The organism is Pectobacterium carotovorum (assembly GCF_033898505.1).
Classification (GTDB): domain Bacteria; phylum Pseudomonadota; class Gammaproteobacteria; order Enterobacterales; family Enterobacteriaceae; genus Pectobacterium; species Pectobacterium carotovorum_J.
Map to the genome: position 1 here is coordinate 1,806,127 of NZ_JAXAFK010000001.1, position 15,844 is coordinate 1,821,970.

12 protein-coding genes are annotated in these 15,844 nt (G+C 50.8%); 8 read left to right on the forward strand and 4 right to left on the reverse strand.

Annotated features, from left to right (window positions below; translation table 11 throughout):
- Positions 1-49: 49 nt before the first annotated feature.
- Complete coding sequence (locus tag R9X49_RS08040) at positions 50-1,516, reverse strand: NAD-dependent succinate-semialdehyde dehydrogenase (RefSeq protein ID WP_319847889.1); 1,467 nt, start codon at positions 1,514-1,516, stop codon at positions 50-52.
- 10 nt (positions 1,517-1,526) lie between these two features.
- The gene (locus tag R9X49_RS08045; RefSeq protein WP_319847890.1) at positions 1,527-2,792 is read right to left on the reverse strand and encodes a 4-aminobutyrate--2-oxoglutarate transaminase; all 1,266 of its coding nucleotides are present in this window, start codon (positions 2,790-2,792) and stop codon (positions 1,527-1,529) included.
- Positions 2,793-2,944: 152 nt separating this feature from the next.
- On the opposite strand from R9X49_RS08045, the gene R9X49_RS08050 reads away from it, so the two are divergent.
- The 8 genes from R9X49_RS08050 (at position 2,945) to R9X49_RS08085 (ending at position 11,564) form a co-directional block, all read left to right on the forward strand.
- Entirely contained in the window at positions 2,945-4,438 is a 1,494-nt protein-coding gene (locus tag R9X49_RS08050; RefSeq protein ID WP_319847891.1) for a PLP-dependent aminotransferase family protein, read from the forward strand.
- Positions 4,439-4,631: 193 nt separating this feature from the next.
- Positions 4,632-5,726 carry an ABC transporter ATP-binding protein gene (locus tag R9X49_RS08055; protein ID WP_319847892.1) on the forward strand — a complete coding sequence of 365 codons (1,095 nt, stop codon included), beginning with the start codon at positions 4,632-4,634 and terminating at the stop codon, positions 5,724-5,726.
- Between the two features lie 515 nt (positions 5,727-6,241).
- Positions 6,242-7,021, forward strand: coding sequence for an SDR family oxidoreductase (locus tag R9X49_RS08060; protein WP_319847893.1), 780 nt, complete (start codon positions 6,242-6,244; stop codon positions 7,019-7,021).
- A 163-nt stretch (positions 7,022-7,184) separates the two neighbouring features.
- Positions 7,185-8,000: a TauD/TfdA family dioxygenase gene (locus R9X49_RS08065; protein ID WP_319847894.1), complete on the forward strand. Its 816-nt coding sequence runs from the start codon at positions 7,185-7,187 to the stop codon at positions 7,998-8,000.
- A 13-nt stretch (positions 8,001-8,013) separates the two neighbouring features.
- Positions 8,014-9,063, forward strand: coding sequence for a sulfotransferase (locus R9X49_RS08070; RefSeq protein ID WP_319847895.1), 1,050 nt, complete (start codon positions 8,014-8,016; stop codon positions 9,061-9,063).
- Complete coding sequence (locus tag R9X49_RS08075) at positions 9,047-10,291, forward strand: aspartate aminotransferase family protein (RefSeq protein WP_319847896.1); 1,245 nt, start codon at positions 9,047-9,049, stop codon at positions 10,289-10,291. Before R9X49_RS08070 ends, R9X49_RS08075 begins: the two co-directional genes overlap by 17 nt.
- Positions 10,292-10,365: 74 nt before the next feature.
- Positions 10,366-11,019, forward strand: a complete 654-nt coding sequence (locus R9X49_RS08080; protein WP_319847897.1) for a 2OG-Fe(II) oxygenase — start codon at positions 10,366-10,368, stop codon at positions 11,017-11,019.
- Entirely contained in the window at positions 11,016-11,564 is a 549-nt protein-coding gene (locus tag R9X49_RS08085) for an AAA family ATPase (RefSeq protein ID WP_319847898.1), read from the forward strand. The genes R9X49_RS08080 and R9X49_RS08085 overlap by 4 nt, the downstream gene beginning before the upstream one ends.
- Before the next feature lie 47 nt (positions 11,565-11,611).
- Here R9X49_RS08085 and R9X49_RS08090 read toward each other — a convergent pair whose 3' ends face one another.
- Complete coding sequence (locus R9X49_RS08090) at positions 11,612-11,860, reverse strand: GlsB/YeaQ/YmgE family stress response membrane protein (protein ID WP_005972245.1); 249 nt, start codon at positions 11,858-11,860, stop codon at positions 11,612-11,614.
- A 142-nt stretch (positions 11,861-12,002) separates the two neighbouring features.
- The gene (locus R9X49_RS08095; protein WP_319847899.1) at positions 12,003-15,806 is read right to left on the reverse strand and encodes a hypothetical protein; all 3,804 of its coding nucleotides are present in this window, start codon (positions 15,804-15,806) and stop codon (positions 12,003-12,005) included.
- Between the last annotated feature and the right edge of the window lie 38 nt (positions 15,807-15,844).

Genomic DNA, 15,844 nt, shown 5'->3' on the forward strand with positions numbered 1-15,844 from the left:
ATATCGGCTATCGACACGCGTTTCTTTACCGACGATCTAACACGACGAGCTACCGGGAAAGATCGACGCAGAGGTATTTCATTTCCAGATAGTCTTCGATACCAAACCGTGACCCTTCACGCCCTAGCCCGGACTGTTTCACTCCGCCAAACGGCGCGACTTCATTCGAGATCAGACCGGTATTAACGCCGACCATGCCGTAGTCCAACGCTTCCGGCACCGTCCACTGGCGCACGGCATCGCGCGTGTAGACGTAGGCCGCCAACCCAAACTCGGTATCGTTCGCCATCGCAATCGCCTCCGCTTCATCGCTGAAACGGAACAGCGGCGCCACGGGCCCGAACGTCTCTTCACGGGCGAAGCGCATCTCGCGCGTGACCCCACCGACGATGGTTGGCGTGAAGAACGTACCGCCCAGCTCATGACGTTTCCCACCTAACAGCAGCGTTGCCCCGTGCGATAGCGCATCGGCAATGTGTTGTTCAACCTTGCTGACCGCATCGGCATCAATCAGCGGCCCCTGCGTCACGCCCGGTTGCGTACCATCGCCGACATTCAACTTGCGCACTTCCTCAACCAGTCGTTCGACCAGCGTCGGATAAATCCCGTCCTGCACGTAGATTCGGTTAGCGCAAACGCAGGTCTGCCCACTGTTGCGGAACTTCGAGGCCAGAATGCCTTTTACCGCCTGATCCACATCGGCATCATCGAAGACAATAAACGGCGCGTTGCCACCCAGCTCCAGCGACAGCTTTTTCACCGTTGGCGCGCTCTGCGCCATCAGAATGCGGCCCACTTCCGTGGAACCGGTAAAGCTCAGTTTGCGTACCACCGGACTATCGCACAGCACCTTACCGACTGATTGCGCATCGCCGACGATGACTTGCAACACGCCGCGCGGAATACCCGCCTGCTGCGCCAATTCCGCCAGCGCCAGCGCGGTAAACGGCGTTTGCTCGGCGGGTTTGACGATCATTGTGCAGCCTGCCGCCAGCGCAGGACCGACTTTACGGGTGATCATCGCCGCCGGGAAATTCCACGGCGTAATCGCCGCACACACGCCGATAGGCTGTTTAATGACCAGCAGGCGCTGTTGCCCCTGTGGTGATTGCAGCACGCTGCCCTCAATACGCTTGGCTTCTTCCGCAAACCAATCAATGAAGCTGGTCGCATAGGCGATTTCGCCCTTGGCTTCCGCCAGCGGTTTTCCCTGTTCCGCCGTCAGCAACGCAGCCAGGTCATCCTGATTGTCCATAATCAGGCGCGCCCACGCCTGCAACAACGCGGCACGTTCTTTTCCTGTCTTCTTACGCCATTCAACCAGCGCCTGTTCAGCCGCGGCAATCGCCTGTTCAGTTTGTGACACCGTCACCAGCGGCACCGACCCCAGCACCTCGCCCGTCGCCGGATTGGTGACGTTCAGACGTTCACCGTTTTGGCTGTCTTGCCACTCGCCGTTAATCAGGCAGTGTTGACGGAATAAGGCTTGTTGTTTCAGTAACTGTTTCAGTTGCATAGCTTCTCTTCTATCGTGTTAATACGCGCGTCAGGATGCTCAAGGCCTTGCTGAACTGATCGTCAGGCACCGTTAACGGATACAGGAAACGAATCACGTTGCCATGCACGCCGCAGGTCAGCAGCAGCAGACCGGCTTCCAACGCGCTTTTCTGAAATTGACGGGTAATTTCTGCCGAGGGTTTACCCGTGTGCGGGTCGTTAAATTCTGCCGCCACCATCGACCCCTGTGCACGAATCGCTACCAGTGCCGGACACTGCGCTTTGATTTTCTCCAGCGTTTCCACCAGCGCGGCCCCCAGACGCTGTGCCCGCTGGCACAATTTCTCTTCTTCAATCACATCCAATACCGCCAGCGCGGAGGCCACCGATAGCGGGTTCCCCGCATAGGTGCCGCCCAGCCCGCCCGGTGATGGTGCGTCCATGACGTCAGCGCGACCGACAACGCCTGAGATCGGGAAACCGCCGCCCAGGCTCTTCGCCATAGTAATCAGATCCGCTTTCTCCGCGTAATACTCCATCGCAAACAGCTTACCGGTACGGGCAAAACCCGTTTGCACTTCATCAGCAATCAGCAGAATGCCATGCTCATCACACAGCTTACGCAGCCCGCTAATGAAGGCCGGTGGCGCAACATTGAAGCCGCCTTCTCCCTGTACCGGCTCCAGCAGAATGGCGGCCACCTGATCGGCAGCGATGTCGGTATGCATCAGACGTTCGACGCTTTCCAACGCCTGTTCAACGGTGATGCCTTGCTTCTCATTCGGATAAAGCGCATGAAAAATGGAACCGGGGAACGGGCCGAACCCTGTGGAATACGGTGCCACTTTGCCCGTCAGCGTCATCGTCAGCAGCGTGCGGCCATGGAACGCCGCGTTGAAGGCGATCACACCCGGGCGCTTGGTGTATGCACGAGCGATTTTCACCGCGTTCTCCACCGCTTCGGCTCCGGTGGTAAAGAACGTCGTTTTTGCCGCACCGTCAATGGGTGCCAGCGCGTTGATGCGCTCGGCCAACGTGACATAACTGCCGTAAGGCACAATCTGGTAGGCCGTGTGGGTAAAGCGCTCCAACTGCTCGCGCACCGCCGCGACAATCTTCGGGTGGCGGTGGCCGGTGTTCAGTACCGCAATCCCAGCGGCAAAATCGATAAACTCCCGTCCTTCAACATCCCACAGGGTGCTGTTTTCCGCACGCTCGGCATAGAAATCACACATGACGCCCACACCACGCGGCGTGGCGGCCAGACGGCGTTGATTCAGTTCGCTATTCTTCATGGTCTGCTCCGGTATCTCAAACACATCGGTTAGTCGTTGAACGATGGTGAGTCGAACGATGATTGTAGTGTCGTTGCAAGATGATGATGTCATTTAGACGCGAGATGGTTCTATAATCCAGTGCCAGTTTTGAATATTTGAAGGATCCACTTTTGCGCTCACTTCTGACCGACTTATTGCTCCAGCGTTTAGCCAACCAGCAAGACGGTGCGCTAAACAAGCGTTTGTACGACTGCATTCGGCTAGCGATTCTCGATGGCGCGATTGCCGCTGGCGAGCGCTTGCCGTCGTCGCGCGATCTGGCGCAGCAGCTATCGCTGTCACGCAATACCGTACTGACCGCTTACGAACAGCTCCTGGCAGAAGGCTATATTGATGCGCGCAAAGGAAGCGGAACCTTCGTCACGGAACAGTTGCCCGATGGCAATATGCAACCGGTGAGCAGCGACAGCGCCGGAGAAATCCGTGAACCTAAACATGAATTATCGCGCCGCGGTATGCATCTGCTGGGTTATGCCGGTGCCTCCGCCCGCCAATGGGGGGCGTTTATGCCGGGTATCCCGGATATCGCCAGCTTTCCTCACGACCTATGGCGACGCATTCAAACGCGCCTGACGCGCCGCGTGCGTCCCGAACAACTGTCCTATTCGCCGATTGGCGGCTGCCCCGAGCTGCAACTCGCCCTGGTGGATTACCTGCGCGTCGCCCGCTCCGTTGAGTGCACGCCGGAACAGATTCTGATTACTGAAGGCACCCATCAGGCGATGGATCTGCTGGCTAAAATGCTGTGCAACCCCGGCGATTTGGCGTGGATTGAAGATCCCTGCTACTGGGGGATTCGCAATGTCCTGACGATTAACGGCCTGCGCGTCGCCCCCGTTGACGTCGATGAACAGGGGCTGGCACCGCCGGATACGCTTTCGTCCGACGCCGTCCCACGTCTGATTTGCGTGACACCGTCACATCAATATCCGTTGGGCGCGGTGATGAGTCTGGCACGGCGTCAACGGCTGCTGGCACTGGCGCAGGAGCACGGCTGCTGGGTGGTGGAGGATGACTACGACAGCGAGTTCCGCTTCTCCGGCAGTCCGATCCCCGCGCTGCAAGGGCTACAGACGCAATCACCGGTGATCTACATCGGTACATTCAGCAAAACGCTCTACCCCGGCCTGCGCGTGAGTTACATGGTGCTGCCGCCGCTGCTGGCGCAGTCGCTGAAGACGGCACATTCCGAACTCTATCGCGGCGGACACTGGCTCACGCAGGCGACGCTCGCGCAGTTTATCCGCGAAGGCCACTACGCCGCGCATATCCGCCGCATGCGCCTGCTGTATGCCAAGCGCCGCGCGCTATTGACGTCCCTGATCGAACAGCATCTGGGCGAAGATTACGTCGGGGACAACAGCAACGCCGGGCTGCATATGCTGCTCAGCCTGCCTTCCCACATCGATGATGTCGTGCTGAGCGCCGCGATTTTGCGCCGTGGCGTGATGGTCAAACCGCTTTCCAGTTACTACCTGCAACCGACACAGCAGCGCGGTTTATTACTGGGCTACGCCAGCGTGGAAGAAGAGCAAATGACGCAGGCTTTTTCCGTGATTGTGGCCTGTATTCAGGCGCTACATACACGTCATTCCGACGCCTGACAGCCCCCCGTTTTTATACGCGTTCCTTCGCACCGTTACGGTGCCATCCTCCATCGATACGCCCCATTACAGCGCACCCGTCGTGATGAACAATGGCGTGATGACGCATTGCAGCGAGGTATTTTCTGCTCGCTAAGCATCCGGCATGGTTTATGCATTCTTATGAATAACAGTGACTGCCGGAGAGTGAAAAATGAGAAATTATGTCAGCTTCAGGAATGTTCAGAAGACCTATGACGGCGACCGCCTGATCGTCAAAAACCTCAATCTGGATATCCGTGAAGGTGAATTTCTGACCCTGCTTGGGCCATCCGGCTCGGGGAAAACCACCAGTTTGATGATGCTCGCCGGGTTTGAAACCCCGACGCAGGGGGAAATTATGCTGCGTGACGCCCCGCTGCACCATCTCCCGCCGCACCAGCGCGACATCGGCATGGTGTTTCAGAACTACGCCCTGTTCCCACACATGACCGTGGCAGAGAATCTCGCCTTTCCATTGTCCATCCGTCGCCTGAACCGCGCCGATATCAAAGAGAAAGTGGATCGGGTTCTGGATCGCGTGAAGCTCACCAGCCTGGCCGATCGCTACCCCGCGCAGATGTCCGGCGGCCAACAACAGCGTGTTGCGCTGGCTCGCGCGCTGGTTTTCGAACCTAAGCTGGTGCTGATGGATGAACCGCTGGGCGCGTTGGATAAACAGCTACGTGAACATATGCAGTTGGAAATCAAAGAACTGCATCAGTCGCTGGAGCTAACCGTGGTGTACGTGACTCACGACCAGAGCGAAGCGATGACCATGTCCAACCGCGTCGCCGTGTTTAACGATGGCGTGATTCAGCAGATGGACAGCCCCAGCGATATCTACGAAAAACCGGAGAACGCTTTTGTGGCGCAGTTTATCGGCGAAAACAATACGCTGCTAGCCACGCGCGCCGAGGCCGAAGGCGCATTCTATCGGGCCACGCTGGACGACGGTACTTCGCTGCGCGCGCTGAAAGTCCGCCCCAGTTCACCAGGTCGAAAAATTACGCTCTGCATCCGCCCGGAACGCATTCACGTCAACGCAACCCATGTCGGCGACGGCATGCAGCAGGTCACCGCCCGCATTCAGCAGTTCATCTATCTGGGCGATCACGTCAGGATGATGACGGAAGTGGCAGGCCAGCCTCAGTTTATGGTGAAACTCCCCGCCAGCGAGATTCAGCCACACTGGAAAGCTGGCACCGAAGTCAATCTGTCATGGCAGCCAGAGCACCTGCGCGCGCTGGATAGCATCATTACGCATTAAACGTGGCGCGCTAACCGTGTCAAAAGACGCAGAAAAGTTAATGACAGAAAAATAGTATGTTGCCCCTGAAGCAAGGGGCAACGAATAAACAATTAACGCAACGAAACAGATAAAGAAAAGGAAAAATCATTAGCGTTATAGTGCATATACCCTAAATAATTCGAGTTTCAGGACAAAACGTTAACGTTTTGAATAACGCGAAGCGTTAGCCCTTTAGGGCGATGCCCACTACGGGCCGAGTATTTGAACGCAGCCAACGCACATGCAACTTGAAGTATAACGGGTATAAATTTTATTTAGGTAATTAATGGGTGATTAATCACAACTCAAAAATATCCTGTTTATTGGCAACAGAATATCGCTGGAATTTTTTCCTGATATCTATTTACACTCAATGTCGTTGCTCGCGTAATCCCTTTCTATTTCAAGTTTAAGATACGTTATCGTTTATTCTACAACTTGAATTATCGAGGGCACATTCTAATGGATAGAGATTTCAATATAAGGGAATCGGTATGGATACGCCGCACTTCTTTGATCTGTCTGGAAAAACCGCGCTCATCACTGGAGGATCGCGTGGATTAGGGCTACAAATTGCTGAAGCGCTCGGGGCACAAGGGGCTCACATTATCCTCTCGGCGCGCCACGCCGATGAATTGCAGACAGCGCAGTCACACCTCTCCTCACTGGGTATTCGTGCCGAATGGATTGTCGCCGACAATATGCAAGATTGCGACATTGAACGCCTCGCAGAGGAAGCCATCGCCAAGACAGGTCAGATAGATATTCTCGTCAACAATGCCGGTACGGCCTTCGGCTCCCCAGCGGAAGACCATGCGATTGCTGACTGGGATCGCGTCATGAACCTGAATATCCGCAGCCTGTTTTTATTAACGCAGAAAATCGGCAAATACAGCATGATCCCCCGCCGCTATGGAAAAATTATTAACGTAGCATCACTTGCTGGCTTGCAAGGCAACCTGCCCGGCTGGCTGGAGGGCATCGCTTACAGCACCAGCAAAGGTGCCGTGGTGAACTTTACCCGGGCATTAGCGGGCGAATGGGGAGAATTTAATATCACCGTCAATGCGCTCGCCCCCGGTTTTTTCCCCTCCACTATGACACAGAACTTGTTGAATCGGCTTGGCGTTGATGCACTGGCGCAAAAGTCTCCGCTGCGACGTATTGGGGATGATCAAGACTTAAAAGGCGCAGCGATCCTATTTGCCTCCGACGCCAGTAAATATATTACGGGTCAAATACTTTCTATCGATGGAGGCATGAGCGCCATATAAATACCGCCCACATCATTAGCTATCAATCTTATTTTTAATCATTCCAAATTAACGAGACTCATGGAGGAGGCGCGTAAATATAGCTAATAGGCATGCAACTTGAAGTATGACGGATATAAATTCATGTACGTTTTCAGTCGAGCTAATTACAGGAGTAATAGCGATGAAAAGTTGCTTTGATGGATGGTCGCCACAAGTCATTGATAGTGAAGATAAGGCAGCAGTTATTGCGCATATCGAAAAATATCGGTTTGCCATCGTTACCAGCGAATGGAAATACAATGATTCCGACTTCCAAAAAATGTCGGCGCTTTATTCGCTGGGCGATATTTATCAGTCCGCCTTTAATCGTCAGGAACACAAAGAAGGGGTATCTACATCCGGAGTAAATCAGATTGGCGGGCTCTCACACGGCACACATGTCGTTTTCAATAGCACTTCACACCTTTCTCTGCATACCGATGGTTCTTACATCCCGATCGGGAGCATAAAAACGTCGATTCTGCTTTGTAAGCAGCATGCAAGTCAGGGCGGCGGAACCGTTCTGTTCGATAGCGTCTCCGCCTTTCAGCAACTTCGGGCCGAACACCCTGATTTAGCGAATATTTTGCTTGAAGAACAGATTTTCAGACGCCGTTCAACCGGCACACAGTCCGGGAAACAGTATGCCCATATCGGTCCGGTGTTTCGTCCCGATCGGAATGGCGGGTTTATTGGTGGGTTTACGCTGGATGTGACCGCCGACTGGGAGTATTCACGCAATATCAATCCGCGTGTTGTCGAAGCCGTCGAGTACATGTCAGCGCTGGCCGCTGAAGGTAGCCGCTATCACCTGACCTTCCCTCTGTATCGCGGGCAAGCCTTGATCATGCGTAACGATAAAATCTCTCACGGACGCCATACCTATACGGACGATCCCGCCTCCCCAAGAACCCTGCTGCGAGGCATGTTCACCCGCGCCCCCACCCTGATCGCATAATCAAGGAGAGATCATGACCGATCGTTCAATGACGGAATCCGCGCTATCGACGCATTGGGATGGCTGGCTGACGTGCCCGCAAGAGCATCTTCAAGCCCGGATGCGAGATGAGTTAACCGAGCTACCGATAAGCGAGAAAACGCGGGCAGCGATGCTGGCCTTCATTCATGAATACCGTCTCAACGGCGTCAACTGGAGCGCTCAGGGCATACGCGGCGACGAAATTCAGGCGTCGCTACAGGATCTTCAACACGACGCGCCACCCTACTTTGCGCTGTTTTGCGAGAAAATCGCCCTTGCCGAAAAATACAAATGGGTCGGCGGCAGCGTGGATGCGGACATTCTGGCCGCACAAACCCGCTATCAGAAATTTGCCATCGTCTCCACGCCCAGAGCGGGCACCCACCTGCTTCGCACGCTGTTAGGTTCCCACCCAAATATTGAAATGCACGGTGAAGCCTTCAACCGCTTTGGTCAACATTTGCTGCCCTATTCCGTTAAAGACACCACGATGGAGACGATCCTGCATCGTCACCTGTTCAGACCCTATTTTGAATACGTCGAGGCGGTCGGTTTCGTGCTATTTCGGGACCTTGATAGCCATTGGGGCGATGCATCCATCTGGCCCGCCTTGCAGGCGATCCCCGATCTGAAACTGATCCTGTTGGAAAGAAGAAGCCGGCTACAGCAATTTGTGTCGTTGAAGAAAAGCCTGCGCGATCGCATCTGGTACGTCGGCAAGCAGGATAGCCGCCCGATTTCGCACGAAAAAATGGCGGTGCCGGTCGATGAGCTAACGGAATTCATTGATAACAATCTGGAGAATCAGGCCGCGTTTTATCAGGCTTTTCAGCACCATGACATCCTCACCCTTGACTACGAAGAGGTGATGTCCGCACCCGATATCGTTGCCAGCACGGTGCTGTCCTTTCTGGGGATTTCCGATTTCAGGCTCTGTGCTGGCACAGGGAAAAAAGAGACCCGAACGATTGATTCGATCGTGAGTAACGTTGACGACATCAGAACCACGCTGACAGGGACACAATATGAATCCTACCTCTAACCCATACTGGCCACCTTATACGGCTCTCGCGGAGCAAGACGAACGTCCGCTGATTCACCGTGGCGAAGGTGTTTATCTTTATGATGAACGCGGGCAGCGCTACTTTGACGGCATGTCCGGCTGTTATAACCACTGTCTTGGGCACTCTCACCCTGAATTCATTGCCGCCCTGCAACAGCAATTATCCACACTGATTCATGCCTGCAATATCTATTCAAATACCCAACTCCCCGGCGAACTGGCCGAAAAACTCGCGGCTAAGTTACTCGGTACCGGTCTGAACAAGACATTCATCGTTGGGAGCGGCAGCGAAGGCGTTGAAAGCGCACTAAAAATGGCCTGGCAATATCAGGTCAACCGTTCCCGTCCCGCACGAACGAAAATCGTGGCGATTAGCGACGCCTACCACGGCTGTACGCTCGGCGCGATGATGGCGACAAGACGCCCCTTTATCAACGAGGGCATTTTACCGTCTCTGCTCGCCAGCAATACGATCACAATGCCGCCACCTGAACACCTCAGCGATATCAGTGCCTGGGAAACACTGCTGGCAGAACAGGAATCGGCCATCGCCGCCGTCATTATTGAACCGATTATGGCAATGGAAGGCACCCGACTGCTGCCTGAGGGCTTCCTGCAACAGCTCTCGCTGTTGACAAAAAAGCACGATATTCCGCTGATCTGTGACGAAGTCTACTGCGGCGTTGGCCGCGCGGGGACGTTCTGTGAATCAGTCTCACAAGGCGCACAGCCTGACATTGTCATTTTCAGCAAGTGTCTGGGTGGTGGCGTTCCCATCACCGCCGTGCTTGCGACAGAAACCATTACCGACAGCTTCAAAGGGCAAACGCCGCCGTTTTTCCGCCACGGCCATACCCAATCCGGCAACCTGCTGGGCTGCCGCGCGGCGCTGTTTGTCATGGATTATCTGGAGGTACATCACCTCTACGATGCGGTCACGGCAAAGGGAAGGACGATCCTCCAACTCGCCAAACAGCATTTCCCTCAAACCGAGGGACTGATCAGCCTGCAAGGCAAAGGCCTGATGCTATCGATGACATTTTCGTCTCTCGAACAGTGTGGCCGCGCACAGGCGGTGATACGCCAGCATGGCGTCATCGTTGGTGCAGCAGGCCCGTACCTAAAACTGGCACCGGCCTTCACCATTTCAACCGAAGAGACAGAGGAACTGATTCAACGCATCTCTACCGCACTAGGAAGCCTGTGATGGGCGTTAACCGTCACTATCTGTCAGGTGTGATTAACACCTATCAGAGGTAATTAACAACAGGGAGTGAAAAGATGTCCAACTACTTTGATCTTGAACGCATCATCCACGGCAAACGACATGAAACCCCTTTCCAGTGGGGAGAATTAACCCAGATATGGCGTAACCATGATATCGCTTCAACGCTTGCTCGCGAGTTCCCAACCGACGGGTTTAACTATCGTGAACGTAACGGCGGTTACTTCTATCGCCGTACCCTTATTCCTTTAGCCTCCGGCAAAGTCAGCGACACCACGACGCTGTCCGACGCCTGGCAGGGAATGTGCAACGAGTTGGTTTCTGACACCTTTACTGCCGCGCTGTCCGCCTTCTGCGGAGCCGACCTTTCCGAACTCAAAATGGAAGCGGTGGCTTTTCGCGGCGGCCGGGACACCCACTATCTCCCCCATGTCGATGCGTCGCTGAAACGCGGATTCCGCCTGATTATCTATTTCAACGCCGAATGGGAAGAAAGCTGGGGCGGCGCCTTTCAGATTCTCAACCCAGACAACCATGCTGACGTCTGTCATTCCGTTCTCCCGATCATGGGCAACGCCAGCATTATCATCCGCAACGGATTTTATGAAACCTGGCATGCCGTCGTGCCACTAACTGGCGTTTCTGTCAAAACACGTAATGCGCTGAATATTACCTATTACGAACCCGGCACGACGAGTACGGCACAGTGAAGAAGCTTATTTTCCTCTACGGGCCACCTGCGGTGGGGAAACTCACGATCGGTCGCCTGCTGGCGGAGAAAATGGGGGCAACGCTATTCCATAATCATCTGACGTATGATTTAGCGATGGCGGTGCTCCCGCCGGACAGTGCATTTAGCACACTCAGGCGCTTCGCCTGTGAGCTAAGACTCTATGCCATTTCGCTGCTTTTTGCAGAAGATGAGCGCGATCTGATCACAACCTTCTGCTACGAGGGAAGTAAAGACGACGGATACATTGAGGCGATAAAGACACGGTGTGCGGAACATGGCGTTACGCCATTTTTCGTCCAACTCTGTAGCGACGAAACACACCTGTTAAATCGGGTGGAAAACGCTGACCGACACCAGTTCGGTAAGGTAAATTCGCAGGATAAGCTCAAAGCCATTCTGAGGAATTACGACTACGCCGACACGATCGAGGCTGCCCATCATCGTTCATTGCACACCTCTGCGCTGGCGCCTCACGAAGCCGCAGAACAGTTACTTGACTGGTTTTATTCATCTTCATATTGACGCAGTAGAAAGCACGTTGCCCCTGAACAGGGGCAACGGATCTAACACTAATCTCGAATCTTGCGGTACACCCACAGCACGACAATCGCGCCGACAATCGCCACCACAAAACTGCCGAAGTTAAAGCCATCGACCCGGCCGAATCCAAAGAAAACGCTGATATAACCACCCACGACCGCACCGACAATCCCGAGCAACACCGTCAGGATAAAACCGCCGCCGTCTTTACCGGGCATAATCCACTTAGCCAGAATCCCTGCAATCAAGCCAAAAATAATCCAGGACAGAATACCCATACCTACTCCTCGCGTTTTCGTTTCACCACACCCGACGTTGCTACTCGTTGGCAAATCGGGCAGTTAAGCAAGTATAGGTGAGGATTGGGGAAGTTGTGGGTTGAGCATCAAACCACCGCTCTACTCACACTCTTCGACGCTATTATTCTTTCTGGTTAAAGCCAATCCATATTTTTTCACCTTGATGAGACACTGACGTTTTCCGAATAAAGTTCGCGTTCTCCAACAGGCTGGCTAATTCATTTAGGTCATTAGTGAAAGGAAGATACGTGCTGCTCTTATCTTTAAGGAAACCACGGTAAACATTTTCACGAAAGGCATTCAATACCGTCGTGATGATATGACGATCATGAAGTCCTCCTTTCAGCGCACTTATCAAGAGATTAAACCGCAAGTTATCATCACTGATGCTTGTATTTAGGCTCAATAACTCTGCTTCTGGGAGGCGGATATTTCTGCGAATCAATTCAGGGAAAGCTGCATTGATGTGCACAACTAGTGCAACTTTTTGAGCCAGCGAAAATCCTTTATGTCCCAATAGGGCTTGCATAAGTCCGGAATCAGGGATTTCGTCAGATGGAAATAGCATCTCTGGCTCTGTACTTAATAGTTTTGGTGACTGCGTAAGCCAAATAACCCTGACGGAATTTAATTGATCATCTGTACTATCGCTAAACTGTGTCTTCATCTGCTCCCAGAGCTCGATAGTATGGGATACCCTTCTATGAGATACCATTAAGCTCATGACAGGCAATGTGATCTCTTCAGGAAGAGAATCCAAACGCAATGGTATGAACGGAAGCAATCGTTCCAATGTCTGAATCTGAACAAATGGGTTACAAATAATCCCTGCTTTGACAATATCTACAAGATCATCAGGAATTTCGGTAGAACCTTCATCGGATAGCCCCTCCTGGCAGGCGTTGAGCCAGTTCCCTACTACATTATTTGGTACTTCTTCACGTAGTGCACTAAATACATTATCCCACGTTGCTCTAATTCTTCGATGTTCCAACAGTAAAGACCATAAGGTTTCACTACTGTTATTTTTTTCGTCATTGCTGCCAGAAATCTCTGCAGTAATATCGGGTAACTCTTCCAATATTGGTAACTCAAAATCCATCTGTGTCACGATCAGTTCTGCTATCACCAGATCCATTTCAGGTCTGCAGAGAAGTGTTGGGATAGCTGCGAAGTCCGATGATGTGATGAATACGTCACGAACAAAAGAAGCAAGGTTGTTATACGTATTTTTTATAATCGCTGGGATATCTAATTTTTCTATTAATGTTAGTGGGCTCGCCCGAAATTCAGACGAACTGACAACTGTGTCTGACAACGATATGACTAACACAGTCAGATTTTCCAGACTAAATTTATACAAATTATTGGCTGCGATAATTTTCATTACAACCCGACCTGCATCACTGGTAACATTCATTAAAGTAGGATAATTGGCATTAGCAGTCCGTAAATTTTGAGCAAAAAAATCTGCCTGTGGCAAAGATATATTATCGAGAATATGGGGATATTTGATGCAAATACTACCAATAAAATACCGAATATCGGGAAATTTTTTAATATCTACCTTCTGCATCATTATTAGAAGGATGGTATCGCAGACAGACTGATTGCCAGACTCGACCAAATCCGAATTTATGAATATAAGCATTTTTTTCAACTGAACTTCACGCTCAGAGAGAAGCAGTATTAACTTTTCATAATCAATAGCTTCCCAATTTTTCGTGAGCTTATCGTGTAACCAGAAAAAACGCTCTAGTGACATATGATCAAGATGTTCGACCAACAAGCTTCTGAGAACATTAATATGCTTCCTCAGTAACCAAAGTAACAGTTGAGGATGAAGTGCATTCTCCTGGCGTGAAACTGCTAACGTCTGCAGCTCTTCCCACACACTTGGAATTTGTTCAAGTAACATACCTACCGTTATTTCTGGCTCAGTATGTGCGGTCACCGCTCGGATAAATGCATTATCAGCGGAACTAAGAGCCCCTTCTCGAAATATGGAACGGAATGACATATAGTCGGTCGATAAAAAACCATCCGTCAGCAGAAGAACGAGTATATCTAGCCCATGAGTATCTAAATGGGCATCTTCTTCTAGTAATCCCTGTAACTTTAACCATTTAATATAAACTGGTCGTTCTGCGTCACGTAACAATTCACATAGAGATATTCTATTTTTTTGAAGCAGCTTTTTTTCAAGGTTACGAACTCTTGAGCCAAGCTCCTCTAATTCTTTACGGTTGCGGTTATCTACACTCTTTATCCGTGTCTCGTATTCTTCTAGCAAACCTTTTTTATCTATTTTGTAAATAATATTTTGTGGGTGTCTATCATCAGTTGGACTAATACTAATTATGAATTTTGATGTGAGACATTGCCTAAAAATATCTTCAGATGTAACTAGTGCTTCTAACGGCCAAGATTGCTGAGAGTAAGAATTAATATCTGCAAAACCCATAAAACAGAGTCTCTTAGAAAAACGGACAGGTAGTTCTCGCTCCAGTATTTCCCTGCGTAATTCAGTGTCATTAACATTTTCCTTTTTGAAATCACTAATGCGCATTCTGGCTTTTTGCAAAGAAGACTCTATTTCATCAAAAACTAAACTTTGCAATTCTCCTCGTCGAAAAGCATCTACAGTGTGGAACAGCAAACCGCTGCGGCTATCGATAAGGTTGTAATCTTCTGTAAAAATATTTTTATAGCATATAATCGCCAACAGTTTCGTAATGTCACCGCGGTTATTCACCATATTCTGATAAACACGAAATTCATTGGTAATGTTGTGCATCACTCGCATATCAGGGATGAAACGAGAGACTTTCTTCAGTAGCTCTTCAAAACGAGGATACTGTAGTTCATCCTGACTAAATCTTTGCAGCAGATGACTGAAAGCATTCTGGCTGTCAAGTACAGGTATTACTGGAATAATAAGATCAAAGAATTTTGTACGGGATTCCGCATCCTTAAATATATCATCCCTCACAGCATAGATAAATCGCAGTGAACCTTTTCGCCCAGAAAGATTATTATTTATAATCTGATTAATTTCTCGTAATTTTATAAAAATCCGACCGTCATCAAATCGGTCGAGATCTTCAAAAATAACGACTCGGCAACGTGTTTGTGCAAAGAAATAGACTATTTCATCAATGCAGACATTCAGAAGAGAGGGCTGTTCAGCCTGCGCGCTGAGCGTTCCCTTAAGTAGATCGACTTTATCCAGCCTAATTTTTCTGTCAAATAGCCCAATACGATCAAATTGCCAAAATACTGACCAGAGTGTAAGTGTCAGGATCACCCCAGTATTAACAAATCGCATAACTGGATAATCTGTAGCCAGCAAAACACCTAGTTCAGGTATACCTAGCCACCCAGAAATTCGAGCAGGGAATAGCAACAAGCTGGATAATCCAGTCCCGACAATAGAAATAAGCAGCATTATCGAGGTATGGAGTAGTTGCCTTGCTGTACGATCGCCGATACGTTCAATACGGGAATGAGGCAGTTTACTCTTTTTTTCAGCATATAAAATTTGCTGTAGGATACTGTACTCGATAGTCTTTTCCTGAACAGCCATACGCTTTTTTTCTTGTTCGGTAACATCAGTACTGGTGTGTTCAGGACGTTGAACATCGAAATCGGCCAGAGATACGGTCAGAAAATCATCACCATCATCTCTGCTCTCTCTCCATGTCAGCAGTACAGAACTTTTACCTGAACCATAAGGGCCAGTAAGCGCTATATTACGAACATAAGGATCTTCAAGAGCAGTATTCAACGCAGAAATACAAGGAGCAGCAGAACCATCGCTGATCAATTTCGGCGTCAGAGGTTCCAGTTCAACCAGATTTGAGGCGGGTATTTTTTTATTTTTACTAGAAAACCAACGGCACAAGAAACTTCCTGCTCTTGTCATTACGTCAATCCTAACAATGTTTGTTGAGCCTATAATAC